At 72.5% G+C, this 25,570-nt stretch carries 21 protein-coding genes; 11 read left to right on the top strand and 10 right to left on the bottom strand.

The genetic code is table 11. The features are described 5' to 3' along the window. The first annotated feature begins 51 nt into the window (after positions 1-51). From ACGFNH_RS19235 to groL, 3 genes are all read left to right on the top strand, one after another. Positions 52-330 carry a ubiquitin-like small modifier protein 1 gene (locus ACGFNH_RS19235; RefSeq protein WP_393655158.1) on the top strand — a complete coding sequence of 93 codons (279 nt, stop codon included), beginning with the start codon at positions 52-54 and terminating at the stop codon, positions 328-330. A 475-nt stretch (positions 331-805) separates the two neighbouring features. Beyond that, positions 806-1,009, top strand: a complete 204-nt coding sequence (locus ACGFNH_RS19230; protein ID WP_003986833.1) for a cold-shock protein — start codon at positions 806-808, stop codon at positions 1,007-1,009. 428 nt (positions 1,010-1,437) lie between these two features. Further along, entirely contained in the window at positions 1,438-3,060 is a 1,623-nt protein-coding gene (groL, locus tag ACGFNH_RS19225; RefSeq protein WP_393655156.1) for a chaperonin GroEL, read from the top strand. Positions 3,061-3,203: 143 nt separating this feature from the next. Here groL and ACGFNH_RS19220 read toward each other — a convergent pair whose 3' ends face one another. Further along, entirely contained in the window at positions 3,204-4,049 is an 846-nt protein-coding gene (locus ACGFNH_RS19220) for a hypothetical protein (RefSeq protein WP_393655154.1), read from the bottom strand. 228 nt (positions 4,050-4,277) lie between these two features. Between ACGFNH_RS19220 and ACGFNH_RS19215 the strand changes: the two genes are divergently transcribed. Next, positions 4,278-4,841 (top strand): GNAT family N-acetyltransferase, encoded by a 564-nt coding sequence (locus ACGFNH_RS19215; protein ID WP_393655152.1) that lies wholly within the window; start codon positions 4,278-4,280, stop codon positions 4,839-4,841. Positions 4,842-4,908: 67 nt separating this feature from the next. Here ACGFNH_RS19215 and ACGFNH_RS19210 read toward each other — a convergent pair whose 3' ends face one another. From ACGFNH_RS19210 to ACGFNH_RS19195, 4 genes are all read right to left on the bottom strand, one after another. Beyond that, positions 4,909-5,433, bottom strand: a complete 525-nt coding sequence (locus ACGFNH_RS19210; protein ID WP_393655150.1) for a SixA phosphatase family protein — start codon at positions 5,431-5,433, stop codon at positions 4,909-4,911. Continuing rightward, positions 5,430-7,157 carry a PTS transporter subunit EIIC gene (locus ACGFNH_RS19205; protein WP_393655148.1) on the bottom strand — a complete coding sequence of 576 codons (1,728 nt, stop codon included), beginning with the start codon at positions 7,155-7,157 and terminating at the stop codon, positions 5,430-5,432. Before ACGFNH_RS19205 ends, ACGFNH_RS19210 begins: the two co-directional genes overlap by 4 nt. A gap of 123 nt (positions 7,158-7,280) precedes the next feature. Beyond that, positions 7,281-8,222, bottom strand: a complete 942-nt coding sequence (gene murQ / locus ACGFNH_RS19200) for an N-acetylmuramic acid 6-phosphate etherase (protein WP_393655147.1) — start codon at positions 8,220-8,222, stop codon at positions 7,281-7,283. Between the two features lie 338 nt (positions 8,223-8,560). Then, a complete protein-coding gene (locus tag ACGFNH_RS19195; protein WP_393655145.1) occupies positions 8,561-9,517 on the bottom strand; it encodes a MurR/RpiR family transcriptional regulator in 957 nt (318 codons plus the stop codon). A 66-nt stretch (positions 9,518-9,583) separates the two neighbouring features. Here ACGFNH_RS19195 and ACGFNH_RS19190 point away from each other — a divergent pair, with 66 nt between their 5' ends. Then, positions 9,584-9,946, top strand: coding sequence for a hypothetical protein (locus ACGFNH_RS19190; protein ID WP_393655143.1), 363 nt, complete (start codon positions 9,584-9,586; stop codon positions 9,944-9,946). 2 nt (positions 9,947-9,948) lie between these two features. Beyond that, positions 9,949-10,209 carry a DUF4031 domain-containing protein gene (locus tag ACGFNH_RS19185; RefSeq protein WP_393655141.1) on the top strand — a complete coding sequence of 87 codons (261 nt, stop codon included), beginning with the start codon at positions 9,949-9,951 and terminating at the stop codon, positions 10,207-10,209. A 151-nt stretch (positions 10,210-10,360) separates the two neighbouring features. Here the strand turns inward: ACGFNH_RS19185 and ACGFNH_RS19180 are convergent, their stop codons facing one another. Next, positions 10,361-11,674, bottom strand: a complete 1,314-nt coding sequence (locus ACGFNH_RS19180; RefSeq protein ID WP_393655140.1) for a Cmx/CmrA family chloramphenicol efflux MFS transporter — start codon at positions 11,672-11,674, stop codon at positions 10,361-10,363. A gap of 762 nt (positions 11,675-12,436) precedes the next feature. Here ACGFNH_RS19180 and ACGFNH_RS19175 point away from each other — a divergent pair. Together ACGFNH_RS19175 and ACGFNH_RS19170 are read left to right on the top strand one after the other, a co-directional pair. After that, on the top strand, positions 12,437-15,331 hold the full coding sequence (locus ACGFNH_RS19175) for a helicase-associated domain-containing protein (RefSeq protein ID WP_393655139.1): 2,895 nt from the start codon (positions 12,437-12,439) through the stop codon (positions 15,329-15,331). Between the two features lie 270 nt (positions 15,332-15,601). After that, positions 15,602-17,251, top strand: coding sequence for a DNA repair helicase XPB (locus tag ACGFNH_RS19170; protein WP_393655137.1), 1,650 nt, complete (start codon positions 15,602-15,604; stop codon positions 17,249-17,251). Positions 17,252-17,524: 273 nt separating this feature from the next. On the opposite strand, the gene ACGFNH_RS19165 is transcribed toward ACGFNH_RS19170, so the two are convergent. After that, entirely contained in the window at positions 17,525-17,716 is a 192-nt protein-coding gene (locus ACGFNH_RS19165; protein ID WP_393655135.1) for a hypothetical protein, read from the bottom strand. A gap of 303 nt (positions 17,717-18,019) precedes the next feature. On the opposite strand from ACGFNH_RS19165, the gene ACGFNH_RS19160 reads away from it, so the two are divergent. Next, positions 18,020-20,326: a HelD family protein gene (locus ACGFNH_RS19160; RefSeq protein WP_393655133.1), complete on the top strand. Its 2,307-nt coding sequence runs from the start codon at positions 18,020-18,022 to the stop codon at positions 20,324-20,326. A 356-nt stretch (positions 20,327-20,682) separates the two neighbouring features. On the opposite strand, the gene ACGFNH_RS19155 is transcribed toward ACGFNH_RS19160, so the two are convergent. Continuing rightward, a complete protein-coding gene (locus tag ACGFNH_RS19155; protein WP_393655131.1) occupies positions 20,683-21,381 on the bottom strand; it encodes a copper homeostasis protein CutC in 699 nt (232 codons plus the stop codon). Positions 21,382-21,437: 56 nt separating this feature from the next. Here ACGFNH_RS19155 and ACGFNH_RS19150 point away from each other — a divergent pair, with 56 nt between their 5' ends. Both ACGFNH_RS19150 and ACGFNH_RS19145 read left to right on the top strand, forming a co-directional pair. Next, on the top strand, positions 21,438-22,127 hold the full coding sequence (locus tag ACGFNH_RS19150) for an HD domain-containing protein (protein WP_393655129.1): 690 nt from the start codon (positions 21,438-21,440) through the stop codon (positions 22,125-22,127). Between the two features lie 75 nt (positions 22,128-22,202). Continuing rightward, complete coding sequence (locus ACGFNH_RS19145; RefSeq protein ID WP_393655127.1) at positions 22,203-23,432, top strand: hypothetical protein; 1,230 nt, start codon at positions 22,203-22,205, stop codon at positions 23,430-23,432. 162 nt (positions 23,433-23,594) lie between these two features. Here the strand turns inward: ACGFNH_RS19145 and ACGFNH_RS19140 are convergent, their stop codons facing one another. Beyond that, a complete protein-coding gene (locus ACGFNH_RS19140) occupies positions 23,595-24,482 on the bottom strand; it encodes an ABC transporter ATP-binding protein (protein ID WP_393655125.1) in 888 nt (295 codons plus the stop codon). Further along, on the bottom strand, positions 24,479-25,561 hold the full coding sequence (locus ACGFNH_RS19135) for a FecCD family ABC transporter permease (protein WP_393655123.1): 1,083 nt from the start codon (positions 25,559-25,561) through the stop codon (positions 24,479-24,481). Before ACGFNH_RS19135 ends, ACGFNH_RS19140 begins: the two co-directional genes overlap by 4 nt. Positions 25,562-25,570: the final 9 nt, after the last annotated feature.

The following is a 25,570-nucleotide window of genomic DNA, read 5'->3' as shown; positions in this document are numbered from 1 at the left end:
GAACGACCCCACCACCTGCTTCGTCCACCCCTCCCACCGAAGGTGAACCGCATGAGCGTCAACGTCCGCATCCCGACCATCCTGCGCACGTACACCGGCGGCCAGGCCGAGGTGAGCGCCGACGGCGCGACTCTCGCCGAGGTCATCGAGTCGCTGGAGAAGAACCACCCGGGCATCGCCGCCCGCGTCCTGGACGACACCGGCAAGCTGCGCCGTTTCGTGAACGTCTACGTCAACGACGACGACGTGCGCTTCGAGGACGGTCTGCAGACGGCGACCCCCGACGGCGCCGGCGTCTCGATCATCCCGGCGGTCGCGGGCGGCTGCTGACAGACCGTCCACCAACAGGCCCCGGGAGAGCGTCGACGGTGAATTTCAACAACCTTTCGTAATCGGGTTCACCCCCTCCGTGAGAGAAACGGAGGGGGCAATTCCGTGCCGTTGAGCGCGGTACAGTTGTGCACATCCCCCCTAGGCGCCTTTGCCGAACGCATATGAGTACCGACAAGTTGTGCCCTCCGTGTGTGCACGAGATGTCGGATTGATGAGCAATGCCCGGCCCGAGTTGCCCCGAATTAGCGGCAATTCTGCGGGAATTGCCGTTCGAGCGCGCCCAGAATTCTCGTCTGATTGACCTGTTGCAGACGGCATTCGTGCAGATACATTCAGCCGCGGTCGACGCGTTCCGGCACCACCTGGAGCACCCCTGTCGATGGCCGGGGGCGCCGTGTGAGGTCTGGGTGAAGTCCGACCCGGGTCCGCGGAGTGCGGTCCTGCGCAAGGGCCAGTAATAGGGGAGTTAGGGATGGCTCAGGGCACCGTCAAGTGGTTCAACGCGGAGAAGGGGTACGGCTTCATCGCGGTCGACGGTGGTGCGGACGTCTTCGTGCACTACAGCGCGATTCAGATGGACGGCTACCGCACCCTCGAAGAAGGTCAGCGGGTCGAGTTCGAGATCTCGCAGGGCCAGAAGGGGCCGCAGGCGGACATGGTCCGTGTAGCGGGCTGACACCAAGGACGCGCCGACTGACCACTGGCGTACGAGCAAGGGCCCGTCCCCTTCGGGGGGCGGGCCCTTCGCCGTGGGCGGACGCGGTCCGGCGGCGTGACGGCCGGGCGGGCGTGGGGCGTTCGCCGTCGGCGGCGCATGGGTAGTGAGCCCGTGCCGTGTCCGCAGCAGGCGGGCCGCGGTCCGGTCGCGGGGGCTGCGGGAGCGCCTGAGGCGCTTGCACTCGATGGCCCCGAGTGCTAATCATTGGCGTTAGCACTCTGAGGTTGAGAGTGACAGAAGGACCGGGTCGGTGAGGCCCGCAGGCCAGGCGGGGCAAGGACCGTCGGGCAGGCAGGCCGTCCGTCGCGGGCGCCACGCGGTCCGGAGCAATCCACCGTCCCCCGGCTTACGGCGGGGGGAACCCCAGTCCGTGGAGGACACTTCACATGGCCAAGATCATCGCGTTCGACGAGGAGGCGCGGCGCGGCCTCGAGCGCGGGATGAACCAGCTCGCCGACGCCGTCAGGGTGACCCTCGGCCCCAAGGGCCGGAACGTCGTCCTCGAGAAGAAGTGGGGCGCCCCCACGATCACCAACGATGGTGTGTCCATCGCCAAGGAGATCGAGCTCGAGGACCCCTACGAGAAGATCGGCGCGGAGCTGGTCAAGGAGGTCGCGAAGAAGACGGACGACGTCGCCGGTGACGGCACGACGACCGCGACCGTTCTCGCCCAGGCTCTCGTCAAGGAGGGCCTCCGCAACGTCGCCGCCGGTGCCAACCCGATGGCCCTGAAGCGTGGCATCGAGAAGGCCGTCGAGGCCGTCTCGACCGCCCTGCTCGAGCAGGCCAAGGACGTGGAGACCAAGGAGCAGATCGCTTCGACGGCCTCCATCTCCGCCGCCGACACCCAGATCGGCGAGCTCATCGCCGAGGCGATGGACAAGGTCGGCAAGGAAGGCGTCATCACCGTCGAGGAGTCGCAGACCTTCGGGCTCGAGCTCGAGCTCACCGAGGGCATGCGCTTCGACAAGGGCTACATCTCCGCCTACTTCGCCACCGACATGGAGCGTATGGAGGCCGTCCTCGACGACCCGTACATCCTGATCGTCAACTCCAAGATCTCCGCGGTGAAGGACCTCCTTCCGCTGCTGGAGAAGGTCATGCAGTCCGGCAAGCCGCTGCTGATCATCGCGGAGGACGTCGAGGGCGAGGCGCTGTCCACCCTGGTCGTCAACAAGATCCGTGGCACCTTCAAGTCCGTTGCCGTCAAGGCCCCGGGCTTCGGTGACCGCCGCAAGGCCATGCTCGGCGACATCGCCATCCTCACCGGTGGCACCGTCATCTCCGAGGAGGTCGGCCTCAAGCTGGAGAACGCGGGTGTCGACCTGCTGGGCCGTGCCCGCAAGGTCGTCATCACCAAGGACGAGACCACCATCGTCGACGGTGCCGGTGACAGCGAGCAGGTCCAGGGCCGGGTCAACCAGATCCGTGCCGAGATCGAGAACTCGGACTCGGACTACGACCGCGAGAAGCTCCAGGAGCGCCTCGCGAAGCTGGCCGGCGGCGTGGCCGTCATCAAGGCCGGTGCCGCGACCGAGGTCGAGCTCAAGGAGCGCAAGCACCGCATCGAGGACGCGGTGCGCAACGCCAAGGCCGCCGTCGAGGAGGGCATCGTCGCCGGTGGTGGCGTGGCTCTGCTCCAGGCTTCCACGGTCTTCGACAAGCTCGAGCTCGAGGGCGACGAGGCCACCGGTGCCCAGGCCGTGCGCCTGGCCCTGGAGGCCCCGCTGAAGCAGATCGCGGTCAACGCCGGCCTCGAGGGCGGCGTGGTTGTGGAGAAGGTGCGCAACCTGACTCCGGGTCACGGCCTCAACGCCGCGACCGGCGAGTACGTCGACCTGGTCGCCGAGGGCATCATCGACCCGGCCAAGGTCACGCGCTCGGCGCTGCAGAACGCCGCGTCCATCGCTGCGCTCTTCCTCACCACCGAGGCCGTCATCGCCGACAAGCCGGAGAAGGCCGCCGCGGCGGCCCCGGGCGGCATGCCGGGCGGTGACATGGACTTCTGATCGACCTTCCAGGTTGATCGACCGTCCTGAACACTGGGGCGGCACCCGTGAGGGTGCCGCCCCAGTGGCGTTGCGGGGGCGTGCGACCCGTGTGACGCATGCGGTGCGGGCGTTGCGGGCGTTGCGTGCGTGCGTTTCCGAGGTCAGGCGTTGTACGGGTTCCCGGGCTGCTGCTGCTGCGGGTGCGGCGGTTGCTGGGTCTGGGGCTGTGGCTGAGCAGGGACGTGCGGCTGCTGCTGCGGCGGGACGTACGGCTGCGCCGGTGGCTGGTGGTACGGCTGTCCGTGCGGTTGCGACGGCGGCTGGTGCGGCGCGGGCGGGCCGTAGGGAGCGCCCTGTTGAGGAAACGGAGCGCCGTACGGGGTGCCGTACTGCGGGGCGGGGGAACCGTGCGGCGGCTGCGGAGCGGGAGCGGCGTACGGCTGGTGCGGCGCCGCCGGTCCGGCCGGGACCTGCTGCGGGAAGCCGGGTCCGGCCTGCTGCGGGGAGCCCGGTGCTGCCTGATGGTGGAAGCCGGGTGCTGCCGGTCCGGGCTGCTGCGGGAAGCCCTGGGCGTACGGCGCGACCGGCGTCCCGTAGGGCGCACCGATGACGAGTGAGATCAGCTCGTCCATCTCATTGCGCCACATGCGGTGGACATTGATACGGGTCGGCGTCTGCTCGCCCGGCAGCGCGAACATGAAGGAACTCCACAGCGGGTTCCGGTTCACCTCGCCGAGCAGCGGCTGTGCCTGAGCACGCGGGATGGCGCACACCAGCTCCTTGGGCCGCTGCGTGAAGCGGTTGAACGTATGGAAGACGACGGCCTGTTCGGTGACCGTGACGAAGTAGAACTTCACCAGGAACTGCCCGATGAGACCGAGGGCGTTCATCAGCCACGGGCTGGCCCCGGTGACGGTGGCGATGGTGACGATCAGCCGGTCGCCCGGCGCAGCCTGCGCGATCGCCTCCGCGACCTGTTCCTTCATCTTCGCCTTGCGGATTGCCATACGGCTGCTCCCCCTGTTGCTCTGCTCGCGATCGAGCGGAGCAGACTACCGGCGTGCGCCGACGTGCAGTTCGCCCGGTCCGCTTGACGAGACATCAAAAGCCTTTGCGTGGCGTGTGGTTCACCTCCACCGGGTGGGTGTCTCCTGGGCGGGAACGTCGGACTGAACGGGGCCGGGCGTCGTGCGGAAGGGCACCGTCCGGGATTCGGAAGCGGAGGGGCGGACGGTATGACAGTGATCGCTGACGGTGTCGCGATGAGGGCGACCGTCCTGGAGGACGCCGGAGCGCTGGCGGAGGCGCTGCTCAGGAACCGTGCGTACATGCGCCCTTGGGAGCACCACCGGCCGGAGGAGTTCTTCACCGAGCACGGCCAGCAGGAGCGGATACGAGTCCAGTTCGCGCAGAGGGAAGCAGGGCACGCCATGCCATGGGTGCTCGTCGAGACGGGCACCGGCCGCATCGTGGGGGCCGTCGCCTTGACCGGGATCACCCTCGGTCCGCTGCGCAGTGCGAGCGTGGGCTACTGGGTCGACAAGGGGCTGGCCGGGCGCGGTCTTGCCACTGCCGCCGTCGAAGCCGCTTGTGCGGCCGCGCGAGAGGAGCTCGCACTGCACCGGGTCGAGGCGGGAACGATGGTGGGCAATGTGGCGTCCCAACGGGTCCTGGTGAAGGCCGGATTCGAGCGGTACGGCCTTGCGCCGAAGTATCTGCACGTCAATGGCGCGTGGCGGGACCACATTCTCCACCAGCGCATCCTGCACGACGAACCGCCGCCCGCGCGGGGCCTGTGACGGGCACAGGACCCCGGCCGGCAGGTGGCGCCGTGCTGATGTTCGCCGGTATGTGACGCGGAGTGGTTCAGCCCTTCTCGCCGCGTGGCACGGTCATCGCCGTCAACTGCGCCGCTCCCGGGGCGAGATCGGGCCATGGGGCCTGGATCCGGAGTACGGCGATGGCCGAGGTGGGGAACTTCTCCTCGGTGCGGGCCAGGGCGTCGGGGTCCCCGTCGACGGCGAGGAGCAGGATCAGGTCCTGCACGCCGGGGCTGTGGCCGACGAGAAGCAATGTGCCGATGTCCTCCGGGGTTTCGCGGACGACGGCGAGCAACTGCTCGGCACCTCCGTGGTAGAGGCGGTCGTCGTAGCGCACGGGCGGGGTGGAGGCCGGTTCCGAGGCGAGGTCCCAGGTCTCGCGCGTGCGCCGGGACGGGGAGCAGAGGACGAGGTCCGGGATGCAGTCCGCCTCGCGCAGCCAGGCTCCGGCCACCGGGGCGTCGCGGAGCCCGCGCGGGGCGAGGGGGCGGTCCGGGTCGGGTACGCCGTCCGGCCGGGCGGACTTGGCGTGCCGCAGGACGACCAGGCGTCGGGTCTCGGTGACGGTCATGGCGTCATCCTTCCCGGGACGGCAGCGTTCTCGTCCTGCTCGTCGTGGACCGGTGCACCGGATGAGTCCGGGGCCTCAGTCGCGGCGGGTTCGGTCGCGTGGCCGGTCGCGTGGGGTTCGGTCGTGGCGGGTTCGGTCGCGTGGCCTTCGGTCGCGTGGGGTTCGGTCGTGGCGGGTGCGGGAGCGACGTTCAGTTCGGCCCGCATCCGCCTGCTGATGCCGAAGAAGTACGTGACGACAAACCCCGCGACATACCCCACCAGCAGCCCAGCAGCGTAGACGCCGAGGGTGGCGGTGAGGCTTGCGCTGCCGTCGAGGAGCGGGAACAGCGCCCAGCCGGACGGGCCGATGGCGGTCGAGCCGACCGTGTCGCCGAGCTGGCCCAGCAGCCCGACGAAGCCGCCACCGAACGCGCCGCCGATGCACGCCGTGACGAAGGGGCGGCCGAGCGGCAGGGAGACGCCGTAGATCAGGGGTTCCCCCACGCCCAGCAGGCCCGCCGGGAGGGCCGACCGGATGGTCCTGCGGATCGAGGTGTTGCGGCGGAGGCGGAGGAGGACGGCGAGTGCGGCGCCCACCTGGCCCGCACCTGCCATGGCGAGGACCGGGAGGAGAAGCGTGTAGCCCTGCTGCTGGATGAGCGTGGTGTGGATGGGGATCAGGGCCTGGTGCAGGCCGAGCATCACCAGGGGCAGGAAGAGGCCGCCGAGTACGAAGCCGGCGACGGCGCCGCCCGTGGACAGCAGCCCGTTCGCGAAGTCGCCGATGGCGGTGGACACTTCACCGGCCAGGAACATCAGGACGAAGAGCGTGGCGAGCCCGGACACCAGCACGGTGAGGGTCGGTGTCAGCAGGACGTCGACCCCCTCGGGCACGCGGCGGCGGCACCACTTCTCGACCTGGACGGCGAGCAGGGCAGCGCCGAGCGCGCCCAGGACACCGCCCTGGCCCGGCGCGAGCTTCTGGTCGAACGCGCTCACCTGGGCCACGCCCGCGTAGACGGTGATCGCGGCGACGGCTCCGCCGAGCACCGGTGTGCCGCCGAACTCCTTGGCCGTGTTGATGCCGACGAAGACGGCGATGAGCGACATGAAGCCGGAGGCGATGGCGGCCAGTGCCGGGACGAGGGACGTCGCCCAGGAGGCGTGCCCGGTGTGGACCAGGTTGGTGAGAAGGCCGTTGATGCCCGCGACGATGCCGCAGCCGATGAGGGCGGGGATGAGCGGGACGAAGATGTTGGCGATCCTGCGCAGGAAGAGCTTGACCGGGGTGGCGTTCCGCCGTTTGTTCTCGGCCCTCATGGCCGCGCCGCGGGTGGCGAGTTCATCGGCTGAGGCGTTGGCGTTGGCGTTGGCGGCGGTCGCGGTCGCGGTCGCGGTCGCGGTGGCGTCCGGGGCTCCGGGGGAGGCAGGGCTGCCGGGGGGCGGGGCGAGTGCTGCGGGCTGCTCGAGTGCCTCGCGCCGCCCGGATTCGACGAGGCGCTCGAACTCGGGCGTCACCCGTGCGACCACACCCGGCCCGAGGACGATCTGGTACGTGTCGTCCTCGACGACGCCCAGAACGGCCGGCAGGGCGCGGAGTTCGGCCTCCCGTACGAGGGACCGGTCGGCGAGGCCCAGGCGGAGCCGGGTCATGCAGTGGGCGACGGAGGTGACGTTCCGCGCTCCTCCGACGAGGGGGAGGAGCGCGGCCGCGGTGGCGGAGTGGTCGCTGTTCTGTGCCATGGGCATTCGTGCCTTGCTGTGCGGGGGGCGAGCCGGGACGTTCGGGCGGAGGCGTCGGTCGTGTCCGCTCACCCTCCCCCAGGCACCCCCGGGTCCTGCGGAACTCAGGCCCGCACATGGCCGTCAGTCGCTCTTCCGGGCGGCGTCCAGGGCTTCGCGCAGATGGCCGCGGGAGGCGGTGAGGAGTTCGGCCGCCGCGGGCGCGTCGACGGCGGCCAGGATGACGAGGATCGCGTGCTTCACCTCGCCGTCCGTCGCGGACAGCGCGGCCTCGATCTCGGCGTCCGGGGCGCCTGTGGCGAGCGAGACGATGCGGCGCGAGCGGGCGCGGAGCTTCTCGTTCGAGGCGCGGACGTCGACCATCAGGTTCCCGTACGTCTTGCCCAGCCGGATCATGGTGATCGTCGAGATCATGTTGAGGACGAGCTTCTGCGCCGTACCCGCCTTGAGACGGGTCGAGCCCGTGAGGAACTCGGGACCGACGACGATCTCGATGCCGTGCTCGGCGGCCGCGGCGAGCTCCGAGCCGGCGTTGCAGGACAGGCCGATGGTGAGCGCCCCGCGGGCGCGGGCGTGCTCGACGGCGCCGACGGCGTACGGGGTGCGGCCCGAGGCGGAGATGCCGACGACGGTGTCCTCCGGCGTGATGCCCAGCGCATCGAGGTCGGCGGCCGCCAGCTCCGCGCTGTCCTCGGCGCCCTCGACCGACGTCACCAGCGCGGGCGGGCCACCGGCGATGAGACCGACCACCTCGTGCGGAGCGGTGTTGAAGGTCGGCGGGCACTCGCTCGCGTCCAGCACGCCGAGCCGCCCGGCCGTGCCCGCGCCCGCGTAGACCAGCCGGCCGCCGCGGGTCATACGGTCCGCGGTGGCGTCGATGGCCGCCGCGATCTGCGGGAGCCCGGCGGCGACGGCGCCGGGGACGGCGGCGTCCTCCCCATTCATGATCTTCGCGATCTCGAGGGTGGGCAGTTGGTCGATGTCCGCCAGCTCGCTGCGGAAGGCCTCGGTGGTGAGGCTGTCGAGCTGGGCGCGCAACTGTGCGTAGTCGGCACTCGATGACATGAGGCAGCCTTCTCGGAGGTGGGTGGGGGGTGGACGCCCCGGCGGGCTGCCGGAGGCATGGACGGGCTCCGGGCTCCGGGCTCCGGGATCCGGGCCGCGGGCGGGGTGGAGCCCGCGGGCACATGGGACTGCCGGTGCCCGGGGTACGGACGCCGTGCACGGACGTGGTGGTCTTCTGTGAGCTGTGAGCTGTGAGCTGTGAGCTGTGAGCTGTGAGCTGTGAGCTGTGCGTTGTGTGCTGTGTGCTCTCGTGCGTGCGGTGTGCAGTTGCAGGTGCGCAGCCGTGGGGCGGTCGGCCCCTCGCGACCTTGCGACTTTGCGAGCTTCCGTCCTCGCGGTCAGGGGCGCTTGGGGCTGTGCCGGTGGGCCAGAGCCTCGTACGACGCGGACAGCGCGGGCGCCGCGGCGTCGTAGGTCTGCTGGGCGACACCTATGAACAGGCAGTCCACGACGAGGAGCTGACTCGTCCTGCTCGACATGGCGGCGGGCCGCAGCTCGCTCTCGCGCGCGGTCGACGTCGTCAGCACGTGGTCCGCGTACTGCGCGACGTCCGCGTCCGGGCGGCCGGTGATCGCCACCGTCGTCGCTCCGTGGTCGAAGGCGACGCGCAGTGGTTCGATGACGTCGGTCGTGCGCCCGGAGTGGGTGATCGCGATGGCGACGTCCCCGGAGCGGAGCTGCACGGCGTTGGTGACCGCGAGGTGCGGGTCGGCGTGGGCGTGCGCTATCAGGCCGATCCGCAGCAGCTTCTGCACCAGGTCCTGGGCGACGAGGTTGGAGGCCCCGATGCCGTACACATCGATGCGGCGGGCCGTGGCGAGCGCGGAGACCGCGGACTCGAGCTGGGTGGTGTCGAGTCCGGCCGCCGTGTCGGCCAGGCACTGCTGTTCCTCCTGCGCGAGCTTGGCCACGACGGAGGAGAGCGGATCGTCGACCGCTATGTCGGCGGTGACGGCGGGCGCGGCCCCGGACTGCTGCTGGGCGGCGAGCCCGGCGAGGGCGAGGCGCAGATCGCGATATCCGGGATAGCCGAGGAGGCGGGCCGTCCGGACGACGGTGGCCTCGCTGGTGCCCGTGCGCTCCGCGAGCCCGGTGACGGTGAGCGCGGCGCAGCCCGCCGGGTCGCCTGCCACGGTCTCGGCAACTCGGTGCATCGAGCGGGTCATTGACGGGCCCAGCGTGCGGACCTTGGCGGCGAGGGCGGCAGGCGCGGGCGGGCCCGGGGGCGGGCTTCCCTCGGGGCCGGCCGGCCGGGCCGCCGAGCCGCTGAAAGTTTCCTTCAGGTGGTTGCGCACTCTTGGAAGGTATTTTCAGCAGGAGGGTGCGTCAACCCCTGTGGACAGGGGCGTGACAATGGTCGTATGGAGCTTGAGCAGGCGCTGCACGCTGCCCGTGCGCTCGTACTGGCCGACCTGTCGGCGGGCGACGTGGCCCGGGCCGACGTCGTCTCGCTGGTCGAGGACTCGGTCGTCCACCGGCGATGGTGGGTCGAGCAGTGGCCTGAGGGCGCGGTCTTCCTGGCCGGCCTGGTCGCGCAGGACGTCCAGGACGCGCTGCTCGACAAGTTCGGCCGCTGGCCCCTGTGCCCCGTGTGCACCGAGAGCGGCGACCCGCACGCCCTGGCCATCGAGCCCGAACTCGGCCCCGATCCGCACTGGGTGTGCCCCGAGGCCGGGGTGACCGTCGCGGCGGTCGGCGGCCTCGGCACCGTCCTGGGCCCCTGAGCGTGGCGGTCTACATCGACCCGCCGAACTGGCCGGGCCACGGGCGGATGTGGTCGCACATGGTGAGCGACGTCTCGTACGAGGAACTGCACGCGTTCGCGGCCCGCCTCGGCTCACCGGCACGGGCCTTCGAACGCGACCACTACGACGTGCCGAGCGAGCGGTACCGCGCCGCGGTGGAACTGGGCGCCGTGGAGGTGACCAGCAAGGAGCTGGTGCGGCTGCTCACGGAGGCGGGGCTGCGGAGGCGCAAGAGCGGCTGAGGTACGCGCAGGCGAGGAGCGCGTAGGTCACCTGCGAGGAGGCTGTACCTCTCCTGCGCGAGGGCGTGCGTACCCGGCGCGCGGACGTGCGTACCCGGAAGCGCGTTCGTGCTCCTGCGCGCAGGAGCACGGGTTGCGCGAGCCGCGCCGCTCATCGGCGGGGCGGCGCGTCCGTGGGTTCGTGCTCCGGGCGGGCTGATGTGGCAGGTGTGGCGGGTGCGGCCGTCCCGGGCGCGTGCTCGACGTGGTCCTCCCCGCGGTGCTCCACCCCGTCCTCCGCTCCGTGGGGCGATCCCGTCACCAGGCGGGTGTTCGCGGCGTGACGCCGGTGCAGGCGGATGCTCCAGACGACCGTCCCCATCGACAGCGCGACCATCACCGCACCCACCAACCCCGTGGAGGAGAAGCCGAACCCCAGGTCGATGGCCCTCCCGCCGATCCACGGCCCGCTGGTGTTGCCGAGGTTGAAGGAAGCGGTGGCGGTCGCCCCGGCGAGGGTCGGCGCGGCGGCCGCGACGTTGAACAGGCGGGCGTTCAGGGCGGGGGCCATGAAGAAGGACGCCACGCCGAGCAGGAACGACACGGCGATCACGGCGACCGCGTTGTGCGCGGTCAGGGCGAGGGCGACGAGGCAGACGGTCGTGGCCGTGCTGCCGGCCAGCAGCACGCCGAAGGGGTGCGCGTCCGCGACCCGCCCGCCGACCGTCGTACCGATCAGCGCGCCGATGCCGAACAGCCCGAGCACCGTGGGGACCCAGTTCTCCCCGAGGCCCGCCACGTCGGTGAGGAGCGGAGCCATGTAGCTGAACGTGCAGAAGACGCCACCCGCGGAGAGCGCGATCGTCGCGATCGCCAGGAGGACCGACCGGTCGCGGTAGATCCGCACCTCCCGGCGGAGCTTCGGCCGCGTCTCGGGGATGGGGATGCGGGGGATCAACGTGACCACGCCGACGAGCGCGACGGCCGACATTCCACCGACCGCCCAGAACGCCGACCGCCAGCCGAAGTGTTCGCCGAGGAAGGCCCCGGCGGGGACGCCGACGACGTTCGCCACACTGAGGCCGCCTATGAGGACGGACAGCGCGCGGGCGCGGGCGTTCCGGGGAACCATCGCGACCGCGACCGCCGCGCCGACGGCCCAGAACCCGGCGCAGGCGAGGGCGCTGATGACGCGCGAGGCGAAGAGGAAACCGTAGTTGGGCGCCATCGCGCCGCCGACCTGGCCGAGGGCGAAGACGGTGAGCAGCGTGACGAGAGTCGTACGGCGGGGGAGCCGGAGGGTCGCGACGGCCAGGAGGGGCGCCCCCACGACCATGCCGATGGCGAACGCCGAGATCAGCAGCCCGGCCTGCGGGATCGTCACGCCCATGTCGTCGGCGATGGGCGGCAGCAGACCGGAGAGCATGAACTCCGAGGTCCCGAGCGAGAACACGCTCAGTCCGAGGACGTGGACAGCCTTGGGCATACGGACGCGCTGGGCTGGGCTCGGCATATCAACTGCCAACGCGCGCACCGCGCAGCGCATTCCGCGCGGGGGAGGCCGGTTCTGCGAGGGGGGGGCCGGTTCCGCGAGGGAGTGGCCGGTTCCGCGAGGGAGTGGGCGGTTCCGTATGGCCACCGTTGTGCGGTACGGCGACCCTTCCGCGCGGGGGTGGCCGGGGCAAAGCGGACCACCGTTGCGCGGCGTGCCGGTCCGCGTGATGCGTCCGCGCCGCGTGTCCGTGCATGCGCCCGCGTTCGCGACCGTGGGTGCGCCCGGCCGATCCGGCCTCCGGCGGGGCCGATCCGGCCTCCGGCGGGGCCGATCCCGCCTCCGGCGATGCGGTCCTAGCGGTCACGGGCCGCGCGGTCCCTGGGGTGACCGCGCCTCGCCACCGCTGACTCGCCGCGCCCCGGCCCCACCCCCGTCGCACTCCACTCGCGGCGTCGCATTCGCTGAAAGCACCGGGAGTGCTTCGCGCACCGGCTCCCATGCCGGTGTCGTTCTCGGCGAGCGCCGACACCGGGACGTCGATAGAGAAGCCCCGAGACAGGTTCGCGTCATGACCGCGACCATCGACCGACGATCATCAATGAGCGTGGGCCCTTGCCACCGACTCGTCTCTACCTGACCCCGGACTGGACGGGGGCTCCGGCTCCGGCTGACCATTCCTGCCCCGGCCCCGCCCGTCCCTCATGGGGGTGTCGGTCCGAGCGGGTACCGTGGTGCGGATGACCACCGGGCCGGATGCGGGAGGTGCGCGTGCCGACTGAGCCCCGCCGCGACAGCGGCCGAGGCGCCTCCGCCGCGCCCCGCACCCTCGCCGAGGAGTTGCGCGCGCGACCCGACGAGGACCTCGCCGCCCTCCTCATGGCGCGCCCCGATCTGCTGTCCCCGGTGCCGGGCGATCTCACCCAGCTCGCCACCCGCGCAGGGACCCGCGCCTCCGTCGTACGCGCCCTGGAGCGCCTCGACCGGTTCACGTTGCAGACCGCGGAGGCGCTCGCGGTCGCACCGGCACCCTGTACGGACGAGGTGCTGCTCGGGCTCATGGCGGGCGACGCCGGTGACGAGGACGTCGCCCGCGCCCTTCCCGGCGCCGTCGCCGCGCTCCGTACACAGGCGCTCCTGTGGGGCGGGGACGACCGTCTGCACCTGGTTCGCACGGCCCGCGAAGTGCTCGCGCCCGGCACCCCCTCAGGCGCGGTCGGCGGTACCGCCGGTCCGTCGCCCACCGGGCTCGGGCCGACCGTCGCCGAGGTGACCGCCGGGATGTCCCCCGGCCGCCTCCAGGAGATCATCGCCACCTGCGGGCTGCCCACGACGCACGACCCGGTGACCGCAGTCGGGGCGCTCGCCGCCCTTTTCCGTGACCGTGAGCGGATGGCGGCGCTGCTCGCGCAGGCGCCGGAGGAGTCGGGCGAGATCCTGGCACGGCTGGTCTGGGGACCGCCGTACGGAACCGTTCCCGCCCAGCCGTCCGCGCCGGTCCGCTGGCTCACCGACCGCGGGCTGCTGCTCCCGACGGCGCCCGGCACCGTCGTCCTGCCGCGCGAGGCCGCGCTGCATCTGCGCGGAGGGCTCGCGCACCGTACGCCGGAGCCGTTGGCGCCGGTGGTCGGGTCGGCGGCCGAACACCGCCCACCCATCGTCGACGCGACCGCCGCGGGCCAGGCGCTCATGGCCGTCGCCACGGTCGAGGACCTTCTCAAGGAGTGGGATCTGGGTGGTCCTTCCGTTCTGCGCGCGGGCGGGCTGAGCGTCCGCGACCTCAAGCGGACCGCGACCGCCCTCGACACCGACGAGACCACCGCCGCCTTCTGGGTCGAACTCGCCTACGCCGCCGGGCTGGTGGCCTCCGACGGCGAGGCGGACGAGCGCTTCGCGCCGACCCCGGCCGGCGACGAGTGGCTCGCACTGCCCGCCGAGCGGCGGTGGGCGGCGCTCGTCGCGCCGTGGCTGACGGCAACCCGTACGGCCGGAACGGTCGGCGGCCAGGACGCGAAGGGCCGGACGCTCTCCGCGCTCGGCCCCGGGCTCGACCGTTCCCCGGCGCCGCTGGTCCGCCACCGCGTACTGGAGCTTCTCGCCGCCCTGCCGGAGGGGCAGGCGGTCGCGCCGGTGACGCTGCTGGCCCGGCTCCGCTGGGAGCACGGCTCCCCGGCCGCCGGGGCCGGAACCGCGGCGCATGCGCCCGCTGCCCGCGCGGCGGCGCACGGATCGTCCGGCCCGGCGATGAACGGCCCCGCGACATCGGCCACTGCGATGAACGGCCCCGCGACGTCCGGCACTTCTGTGAACGGCCCGGCGATCAGCCCTGCGACGAGCGGGACGTCCGGGTCCGCACGCACCGCGGCCAACGGATCCGCGCGCTCCGCGGTGAGCGCCTCCGCCCGGGCGCGTTCCGCCGCCACGCGGATCGCCGCCGCCGACCCGCCGGCCCCGCCGGCCGCCGCCCCGGACGACCTCCGTTCGCGCCTCGCCCGCTGGACCCTGACCGAGGCCGAACTCCTCGGCGTCACCGGTCGCGGCGCCCTCTCCACCCACGGACGCGCCCTGCTGGGCGTCCACGCGGCAGACGCTCCGAACGTCACCCCGCCGGCTGCCCGCGCCGCCGCGACCGCCGCGGCGGTGGCCACCGCCGCCCGCGCCGCCGCGCTCCTCGCCCCGCTGATCCCCGAGCCGCTGGACCATGTGCTGCTCCAGGCCGACCTGACCGCCGTCGCGCCCGGCCCGCTGGAGCGGCCGCTGGCCGCGATGCTGGAGCTCCTCGCGGATGTCGAGTCGAAGGGCGGCGCGACGGTCTACCGCTTCACCCCGGGTTCCGTGCGCCGTGCCCTGGACGCCGGACAGACGGCCGGTGATCTGCACGCGTTCCTCGTACAGCGTTCCCGTACGCCGGTGCCGCAGCCGCTCAGCTATCTGATCGACGACGTGGCGCGCAAGCACGGGCATCTCAGGGTCGGCGCGGCGTTCGCGTACGTCCGATGCGACGATGACGCGCTGCTCGCCGAGATCCTCGCCGACCGCCGCGCGTCCGGGCTGCGTCTGCGTCGCCTCGCCCCGACCGTGCTCGCCGCGCAGGCCACTCCGGACTTGCTGCTCGAGCGGCTGCGCGGGATGGGCTACGCACCGGCCGCGGAGTCGGAGGAGGGCGACGTGGTGGTGGCGCGCGCCGACGCGTACCGGACGCCGCCGCGCACTGCGCCCGTCCCCGTCCAGGGCGGCCCGCCCCTGCCCGATGCCACGCTGCTCGGCGCTGCGGTCAAGGCCGTTCGCGCGGGCGATCTGGCCGCGACGGCGGTGACCAGGCCGGTCGCCGCAGGGGCTGGGACGACCGCGGGCGCAGGCGTGGGCGGGCGTACGACAGGGGCGGCGGGGCGTACGGCATCCGCGGACGGTGGTCTGCCGCGCACGACCTCGGCCGAGACGCTCGCCACCATGCAGGCCGCCGCGCTCACCAGCAGTGTCGTGTGGATCGGCTACGTCAACGCCGACGGCGCGGCCAGCCAGCGGGTCATCGCGCCGGTCCGCGTCGAGGGCGGGTTCGTCACCGCGTACGACCACACCGCCGACGAGGTCCGCACCTTCCCCCTGCACCGCATCACCGGCGTCGCCGAACTCGCCGACGGACCGGCCTAGCGCTCGGACCGTGACGTCACCGGCCGGCCTCACCTGTGACGCCGGTGGCGCACGCGGCTCCGGCCCGTTCCGCCCGTGCGGCACACTGGAGGTTTGGCGGGTCCGTGCCGTGCCCCGCCCCGGGCCGTGCGGCCGCCACCACAGCACGACAGCACGACAGCACCACGGCACCACGGCACCACGGCACCACGGCGCGATGGCACGACGCCCAGCGCGTCGGCACAACCCCGCGGCCGCACCGCACCCCGCAAGGGAAGAAAGGGACGAGGCGTGAACGGACCCCTCATCGTCCAGAGCGACAAGACGCTGCTCCTGGAAGTCGACCACGACCAGGCGGGCGCCTGCCGTCGCGCCATCGCCCCCTTCGCCGAGCTGGAGCGCGCGCCCGAGCACATCCACACCTACCGCGTCACGCCGCTCGGCCTGTGGAACGCCCGCGCCGCCGGTCACGACGCCGAGCAGGTCGTCGACGCGCTCGTCGAGTTCTCGCGCTACCCCGTGCCGCACGCCCTCCTCGTCGACGTCGCCGAGACCATGTCCCGCTACGGGCGGCTCCAGCTGCTCAAGCACCCCACCCACGGTCTCGTCCTGGTCACCACCGACCGTCCGGTCCTGGAGGAGATCCTCCGCTCCAAGCGGGTCCAGCCCCTGGTCGGCGCCCGCCTCGACCCGGACACGGTCGCTGTGCACCCCTCCGAGCGCGGCCAGATCAAGCAGACGCTGCTGAAGCTCGGCTGGCCGGCCGAGGACCTGGCGGGGTACGTGGACGGCGAGGCGCACCCCATCGAGCTGCACGAGGACGGCTGGGCGCTGCGCCCGTACCAGAACCAGGCCGTCGAGAACTTCTGGCACGGCGGCTCCGGCGTCGTCGTCCTGCCCTGTGGCGCGGGCAAGACGCTGGTCGGGGCCGGTGCGATGGCCACGGCGAAGTCGACGACGCTGATCCTGGTGACCAACACGGTCTCCGCCCGCCAGTGGAAGCACGAGCTGATCCGGCGCACCTCGCTGACCGAGGAGGAGATCGGCGAGTACAGCGGTACGCGCAAGGAGATCCGCCCGGTCACCATCGCCACGTACCAGGTCCTCACCACCAAGCGGAAGGGCATCTATTCGCACCTGGAGCTGTTCGACTCCCGCGACTGGGGCCTGATCGTCTACGACGAGGTGCATCTGCTGCCCGCGCCGGTGTTCAAGTTCACCGCCGACCTGCAGGCGCGGCGCCGGCTGGGCCTGACGGCAACGCTCGTACGGGAGGACGGGCGCGAGTCGGACGTCTTCTCGCTCATCGGGCCGAAGCGCTTCGACGCGCCCTGGAAGGAGATCGAGGCGCAGGGCTACATCGCGCCCGCGGACTGCGTCGAGGTCCGGGTCGATCTGACGGACTCCGAGCGTCTGGCGTACGCGACGGCGGAGACGGAGGAGAAGTACCGGTACTGCGCCACGACCGGCAGCAAGCGGCGGGTCACCGAGGCGCTCGTCGAGCGGCACCGCGGGCAGCAGACGCTCGTCATCGGGCAGTACATCGATCAGCTCGACGAACTGGGCGAGCATCTGAACGTGCCGGTGATCAAGGGCGAGACGACGAACGCGCAGCGCGAGAAACTGTTCGAGGCGTTCCGGCAGGGGGAGATCCGCGTCCTCGTCGTGTCCAAGGTCGCCAACTTCTCGGTCGACCTGCCCGAGGCGACGGTCGCGATCCAGGTGTCGGGCACCTTCGGGTCGCGGCAGGAGGAGGCACAGCGGCTGGGGCGGGTGCTGCGGCCGAAGGCGGACGGGCATCCGGCGATCTTCTACTCGGTCGTGGCGCGCGACACCATCGACCAGGACTTCGCCGCCCACCGCCAGCGATTCCTGGCGGAGCAGGGCTACGCGTACCGGATCGTCGACGCGGGCGACCTGCTGGCGACCGACGACGTGTGAACCGACGTCGTGTGGTTCGACGACGTGTGACCGGCGACGTCTGAGGGGCGGGGCAGGGCACAGGGCAGGGCAGGCGGCCGGGTCCGGCTCATGAGGTCCGGTCGCCGAGGTCCGCCGGGACACGGCGGCGCGTGGCCCGCGAGCAAGACCGTTGAGGCCACTGCCGTCCCGGCACCGCTGTCCGTGGCACCACTGTCCCCGGCACCGCTGTCCGTGGCACCACTGTCCCGGGCACCGCTGTCCAGGGCCGTGACAGGTGACAGCCGTGCGGTGTCAGCGGCGGGTCACCGGTGATCTCTCCGCGTACTCCCCGAGGAGCACGACGCGTACGGCGGCGTCGGCGTACACGCGGACCGCCCGCAGGACATTGCCCAGGGCGTGGCGGTTCTCTTCGCGGCCGGAGCCGATGGCGGAGGCGCCCGAGGCGCCCGGACGGGAGGCTGAGGTGATCGATGCTGCGCTCATGTCTTCCATGATGGATTTCACGCGATCGGAGCACATCCGCCCGCGGATGTAAGCGGCGGGGTGCGCCCATCAGCCGCGGGGAGCAGCCCCCGCCATACCTGGGACGGATGGCCCCTGAGGCGGTCTCGGGGGAGTGAGGGGCGGGAGGGGCGTGGCGCGCGCCCGTAAAAACCATTCGCCGTTCCCGGGCGGGATGGCTAATATGCCGCGTCTGCCCGCCTCCCGTACCACCGAGGGAGAGCCCCCGCCCGGTCGGTAACCGGTCGGTGTCCCCGCTCGTACCCACTGCTCGGAGGCATTGCCGTGCCCGCGCACGCCCCAGACCAGGCCCGCGACCGCACCCAGGACCAGAACCCCGGCCGGACGGCCGCCCCGGAGGGCGATCCGCTCCGCCGCGAGCGCGACCACCTCGCCGCCTCCCGTGCCGCGCTGCGCGCCATGCGTGCAGAGGTCGAGGCGCTCGACATCAGCGACACCACTGCGAACTGGGTGAGCGCCCTCATCCTGGAGCGCGAGATCGGCGACCGCATCAAGGCTCTCGCCGACCTCGCCCACGCGCCCCTCTTCTTCGGCCGCCTCGACTACCTCCATGCTCCGGGCTCGGACAAGGCGGAGGGCGGCGAGGGGGAGCGGTTCTACATCGGGCGGCGCCATGTGCACGACGGCGAGGGCGACCCGATGGTCATCGACTGGCGTGCCCCGGTGTCCCAGGCCTTCTACCGGGCCTCCAAGAAGGACCCGATGGACGTGGCGCTCCGGCGCCGCTTCGGCTACACCTGCGGTGACCTGACCGCCTACGAGGACGAGCACCTCACCGACCCGGCGGAGACCGAGAAGGGCACGGCCAGCAAGCTGCTCCAGGCGGAGATCGAGCGCCCCCGCGTCGGCCCCATGCGGGACATCGTCGCGACGATCCAGCCGGAGCAGGACGAGATCGTACGGGCGGGGCTCTCCGGGACCGTGTGCGTGCAGGGCGCGCCCGGCACCGGCAAGACGGCCGTCGGCCTGCACCGGGTGGCGTATCTGCTGTACGCGCACCGGGAGCGGCTGGCCCGCACCGGCACGCTCGTCGTCGGGCCGAACCGCTCCTTCCTCCACTACATCGAGCAAGTGCTGCCCGCCCTGGGGGAGTTGGCAGTCAAGCAGGCGACGGTCGACGACCTCGTGGCGCGCGTCGAGGTCCGCGGCCGGGACACTCCGGTCGCGGCCGGCCTCAAGGGTGACGCGCGGATGGCCCAGGTGCTGCGGCGGGCCGTGCGGTCCGGCGTCACCATGCCCGCCGAACCCTGCGTCGTGGTCCGCGGATCCCGCCGCTGGCGCATCCCGGCCTACGAACTGGAGGAGCTGGTACGAGAGTTGCTTGCGCGCGACATCCGCTACGAGGCCGCGCGCGCCGCCCTCCCGCAGCGCATCGCCCACTCCGTACTCGTCCGGATGGAGGCTGCCGGCGAGGCACCGGACGACCGCGTGCAGGACGCCGTGGCCCGCAATCCGGCCGTGAAGGCGACCGTCAAGACGGTCTGGCCGCAGGTCGATCCGGCGAAGCTCGTGTTCCGGCTGCTGTCCGACCCCGGCTTCCTTGCGGAGCAGGCGGAGGGGCTGCTGACCGCCGAGGAGCAGGCGGAGATCCTCTGGGTGAAGCCTCCCCGCGGCCCGAAGTCGGCGAAGTGGTCGGCGGCCGACGCGGTGCTGATCGACGAGGCGGCGGATCTGGTGGAGCGGACGCCCTCGCTCGGGCACGTGGTGCTCGACGAGGCGCAGGACCTCTCGCCGATGCAGTACCGGGCGGTGGGGCGCCGCTGCTCCACGGGTTCCGCGACGGTGCTCGGCGACCTGGCCCAGGGCACCACGCCCTGGGCGACGGGGAGTTGGCCGGAGGCCCTGACCCATCTGGGGAAGCCGGACGGGCGGATCGAGGAGCTGACGGCGGGCTTTCGCGTCCCGCGCGAGGTCATCGCGTACGCGTCCCGGCTGCTCCCGGCCATCGCCCCGGGCCTGGTGGAGGCCACCTCGGTCCGCGAGGCACCCGGGTCGCTGCGGATCCGTGAGGTGGGGGCGGGGGAGCTGGACGCGGCGTTGGTCGCCGCCTGCCGGGAGGCGCTGACGTTCGAGGGGTCGGTGGGGCTGATCGCGGCCGATGCCCGCATCCCGGCGCTGGTACGGGCGTTGTCCGGCGCGGGGATCGCCCACGCGGCACTCGGTGCGGAACCCCTGGCGACTCCGGTGTCTCCGGTGACTGCGTCGACCCCGGCGGCTGCGCCGACACCGGGGGCCGACGGGGACGCCAAGCTCCCTGGGACCGCGGGGAGTTCGCAGGCGGAGGGGTCTTCGGCCCCTGTCGCGGCGGGGGAGGAGGGCGCCGGGGGCCCGCGCCTCACCCTGGTCCCGGCATCGCTCGCCAAGGGCCTGGAGTACGACTACGTGGTCCTCGACGAACCGGCCGCCGTCGTCGACGGCGAGCCGCCGGCACCCCTGCCGCAGGCGCCGCGGCGTACGGGACTCCGGCGCCTGTACGTGGCGCTGACCCGCGCGGTCTCGGGCCTCACGGTCGTCCACGCCACCCCGCTCCCAAGGGAGTTGGCACCGGGAGATGCGGAGCGCCCCTCCTGACGGAACTATCGGCGGTGCGAACCGTTGCGGACGGCCCGTACGCACGTGGCGGCCCGTACGCACGTGGCGGCCCGTACGCACGTGGCGGCCCGTACGCACGTGGCGGCCCGTACGCACGTGGCGGCCCCTACGGCAGAGGTGGGTCCTGGGGAGCGGCAGCGTCGGGGGCGGTTCGGCCAGGGGCTTTCCGCCCGCGGAGCAGCCGTCCGGTCGAACGGCTCCAACCGCCAGAACCGCCAGAACCGTCTCGAACCGTTCGGGCGGCTCTGGTCGCCGTACTCGTGTCGCTCACCGCACCCCGCCCGTCGGGCCGCTCACCCCGCCCGTCGGGCCGCCCGCCCCGCCCGTCGGGCGGCTCACAGCGCCGTGCGCCACTCCTCGACCACGGCCGCCGAGACCGGCGCGGACCAGCCGCTCGGGCGGGCCGCCGACCCGATGTGGAAGGCGTCGATCCCCGCCTCGCGCAGGCGCGGAAGGTGATCGAGGCGCAGCCCGCCCCCGGCCAGGATCCGCGGCTCGTACCCCGGTTCCCCCGAGCGCGCCGCCTCCGCCAGTAGGACCGGCATGCCCTGGTCGACACCGGCCGCCGACCCGGCGGTCAGATATGTGTCCAGGCCGGGCAGACCTGCCAGTTGCTTGCGCAGAGTGTCACGGTGGGTGGCGCGGTCGATGGCTCGGTGGAAGGTCCACGGGCAGGGTTCGATCACCGCGACGAGCATCTCGACCGCGACCAGGTCCGGGTGGCCTGCGTGGTCGAGGAAGCCGAAGACGAACGCGTCCGCGCCCGTGGCGAGCAGTGCCTCGGCCTGTGCGCACAGGGCGTGCAGTTCCGCGGCGGTGGGGCGCTCGCCGCGCCGGCCGACGGCGTCCGAACGCACCATCACGCGCAGCGGGATGTCCACGGCCGCGCGGATCTCGGCGAAGGCCTCCAGGGACGGCGTGAGGCCGTCGGCCGCCATGTCGGTGACCAGTTCGAGGCGGTCGGCCCCTCCGGCCTGCGCCGCCACCGCGTCGTCGACGTCGAGGGCGATGACCTCGAGGATTGGTCTAGACATATATCCCAGGGTGCCACAGGCGACCCGCACACGGAACCGTGCCACACAATTGATCCATGGCCGACAACGCCGCCCCTCATGCCGATGCCGCAGCCACCCACGACGTTCTGCTCGCGCGCTGGACGCGGCTGCTGAGCCGCTGCCAGGAGCCGGACAGGGCGGAGGGACGCCCGGACCCGGTCCCGTACGGCGAGAACCTCCTCGCCCGCTGGGCCGAGTCCCACCGGCACTACCACACCACCGAGCACCTCCTCGCCGTCCTCGACCGCGTCGAGGAACTGGCCCATCACAGTGCCGACCCGGACGCCGTACGGCTCGCCGCCTGGTTCCACGACGCCGTCTACGACCCGGAGCGCTCCGAGAACGAGGAGCGCAGCGCGCGGCTCGCCGAGCGCGCCCTGCCGGAGGCGGGGGTGTCGGCGGCCCGTGCGGCCGAGGTGGCGCGGCTCGTACGGCTCACCGTCCGCCACGACCCCGAGCCGGGGGACGCCGATGGCGAGGTGCTGTGCGACGCGGACCTCGCCGTGCTCGCCGGCTCCCCCCGGACGTATGCCGCGTACGCCGCCGCCGTACGCCAGGAGTACGGCTTCGTGCCCCACGACGCGTTCCGCGACGGCCGCTCGGCGGTGCTGCGCGAGCTGCTGGAACTGCCGAGCCTGTTCCGTACATCCACGGGGCGCGAGCGCTGGGAGCGGACCGCGCGGTACAACCTGGAGACGGAGCTGCGTCTGCTCAGCGTGAGTTGATACGGCGCCGGAAGGACGGAAAGCGGTACCGTCGGGCAGTGCCATGGTGAAATGCGTGCGCGCGCAGGGGATTTGGTGGGAATCGAGAGCGACAAGCTCGTCTTGGACTACTTGAGCCGGGTCGGTGACCTGGCTCAGCAGCAGCAGTTGCCGTCCGGCGACCGGATGCGTCTGGTCACCCGGCTGCGTACGGAGATCGAGGCGCAGCGCGCCGGTTCGGCCGACTCGGCCGCGTCGGTGAAGCGCATCCTCGGCAAACTGGGTACGCCGTCCGACGTGGTGACCGCCGCGGGCGGCGCGGACACGCGATCCGAGACGCCGAGGCACATGCCCACGGCGGAACCGGGCGACGCGAGGACCGGGGCCCGGAAGTCCGGTGGCAAGAAGCCCGGCGCCAAGAAGCCCGGCACCGAGCGGGACGGAGCCAAGGGCCCCTTCGGCGTAGGTTCCTCCGACGCAGCTTCCTCCGGAGCCGGCCCCTTCGGCTTGAGGCTCGGCGCCAGGAAGGCGGAGAGCCGCAAGGCCGCCGGTGCGGAGACCGGAGACGCGCGGCCGGGCGGGACCGAGGACCCCGCCGCTGAGCGGCGGTCGCCCCTCAGCGGCCGAATCATGGACAAGAGCAACGCCACGGTCCCGCCGCCGCGTTCACCGAACGAGCCGTCGCCCCCGCACCTCGCGGGAGAGGACGAACTCGGCCCGCAGGACGCCACCCCCGACTGGTGGCGCATCGAGTCGGGGCCGTTCGGCGACGTGGGCGAGGTCGTGCCCGGATTCGTCGGTGGTATCGAGGTCCCCGAAATACTGAAACCGCCGCCCGCGCCGGAAGTCGACGCAGAGCGTCTGCGGAAGGCGGAGGCGGAAGCCAGGGCCAAGGCCGCCGAGGAGGCCGCTGCCGAGGCGGCGAACACCGGCCGCGGACCCGGCCTGCTCCGGCGCGTGGTGTTCCGGCGCCGCCGTGAGATGGCGCGGCGCTCCTTCAGCCCCCTCCTGCTGCTGGCCGCCGGACTCCTCGTCGTGGGTGCCGTCCTGGGCTCGCTCGTCCTGCTCGGTGTCGGCTGGCTCATCGCGTACGGCACGCGCGCGTTGACGCGCGGGGAGAACAAGTGGGCGGCCATGGGGCTGCCCGGTGTCGTCGCGGCGGGCGCGGTCGTGTGGCTGTGGGGCCGGTTCGACGGGCGGTGGGGCGAGCCGATCGCGAGGGAGCAGCTGGGCGCCGCGCTCAGCGAGACCTGGCCGATCGCCCTGCGCGCCGCGGCCGTCGCCTCCGCGCTCTACCTGCTCTGGCGCGCCCGGCAGCGCGGCTGAACCACCGGTCGGGGTCCCAACGTCCGCCCCGGGGACGGCGGTTGCCTCGGATGCCCGCAAGGGGTCCGGCGAACACCCCGACGAGTCCGACAGCGACCCGTCGTATCCCCCGAAGATCCTCTACGCGCTGTCCGGCGGCCCGCTACGCGCCCCAGGCGACCGCTACGAACCCACCGGTGACGACGCGTCACGCGCCGCCGCGTCCTCCCGCTCCGCACCCGCACCCGCCTGCCACGGTGTCCCCGGCACCACCAGCGGGCTGCCGGTGACCGGGTCCGGCACGACCACCGAGTCGAGCCCGAAGACGTCCCGCACCAGTTCCGCCGTGACGACCTCGGCCGGCGATCCCTGTGCCACGATCCGCCCGGCCTTCATGGCGACCAGGTGCCCCGCGTACCGGGTGGCCTGGTTGAGGTCGTGCAGCACGGCTACGACGGTCCGTCCGCGTTCGTGGTTCAACTGCCGTACGAGATCCAGGACTTCGACCTGATGGGCGATGTCCAGATAGGTGGTGGGCTCGTCCAGGAGCAGCAGTTCCGTCTCCTGCGCGAGAGCCATCGCGATCCAGACGCGCTGCCGCTGCCCGCCCGACAGCTCGTCGACGGGCCGTGCCGCCAGGTCCGTCACATCCGTACGGGCCATGGCCTCGCCGACCGCCCGCTCGTCATCCTCCGACCACTGCTGCCACCAGTGCTGATGCGGCTGACGGCCCCGCGCGACCAGGTCGGCGACCGTGATCGCCTCGGGCGCGACCGGCGTCTGCGGCAGCAGCCCGACCGACTGGGCGACCTTCCGGGTCGGTATGCGGGCGAGGTCGCGGCCGTCGAGCAGGACGGAGCCGCGGCGCGGCTTGAGGAGCCGGCCCAGAGCGCGCAACAGGGTCGATTTCCCGCAGGCGTTGGGGCCCACGATCACGGTGACCTCGCCGTCCGGCACGGACAGGTCGAGCCCTTCGACGACCGTGCGCTCCTCGTAGGCGAGGGTCAGGTCGCGGGCGGCGAGCCTGCTCGCCGCCGTGCGCCGGGTCTCAGGGTTCTTGGACGCGGTCACGCTCGTCCTCCGGTACGGCTGCGGATGATCAGCAGGATGAGATACGGGGCCCCTATGGCGGCGGTGAGCACACCCACCGGCAGCTCGGTCGGGGCGAACAGGACCCGCGCCGGCAGGTCCGCGGCGACGACGATGAACGCGCCCGTCAACGCCGCGCACAGCAGCGGGATCTGGGCCGTACGCGTCAGGCGCCGGGCGATCTGCGGCGCGAGCAGCGCCACGAAGTCCACGGGCCCCGCGGACGCCGTGGCCACCGAGGCGAGGACGACGCCGAGCAGGACCAGACCGAGCCTGGCGGGTCCCAGGCGGGAGCCGAGCGCGGTGGCCGTGGAGTCGTCGAGCGAGACGAACCGCTGGGCCCGCGCCGCCCACAGCACCGCGGGCAGCAGGGCGAGCAGCGTCCACCCGAGCGGCCCGGCCTCCTCCCAGCCCCGCCCGTTGAGGGAGCCGGTCATCCACACCTGTGCCTGCTGCGCGACGAGGAAGTCCCCCTTGGTGAGGAACAGTTGGGTCACCGAGCGCAGGGCGATGGCGAAGCCGATGCCGATGAGGACGAAGCGCGCGGCGTGCAGCCCGCCGCGCCACGCGAAGACGTACACGAGCGCGGCGGCGCACAAACCGCCGAGGACGGAGAGGTAGGGGAGGACGGTGTACGAGGTGACGCCGAAGGTCAGCGCGCCCACCGTCAGTGCGGTCGCGCCGTGGCTGATGCCGATGACGTCCGGGCTGGCGAGCGGATTGCGCGCAACGGTCTGGATGAGTGCGCCCGCGATGCCGAACGCGGCGCCGACGAGCAGCCCGACGGTCATACGCGGAAGTCGCAGCGTGCCGACGACGAACTCCTCCTGCGAGGGCAGCCCGAGCACGGCCTTCACGGCTTCGACGGGCGCGGCCGTCGACTCCCCGATGCACAGATACGCCAGGCATGCGCCGGCCAGCGCCACCGTCAGCAGTCCGGCGACGACGGCCGCCCGCCGGTGCAGCAGGAACGACCCGCGCCCGGCGCGCAGAACGGTGTAGCCGGCGGGCCGTATGCCGCCCCCGGCACGGGACTTCGCCTTGGTGGCGACCGCCGTCATACGCCCTCC

The organism is Streptomyces sp. NPDC048639, from assembly GCF_043199075.1.
Taxonomy (GTDB): domain Bacteria; phylum Actinomycetota; class Actinomycetes; order Streptomycetales; family Streptomycetaceae; genus Streptomyces.
The sequence above is the reverse complement of the archived record's forward strand: the minus strand, read 5'-3'. Positions and strand labels throughout refer to the sequence as shown.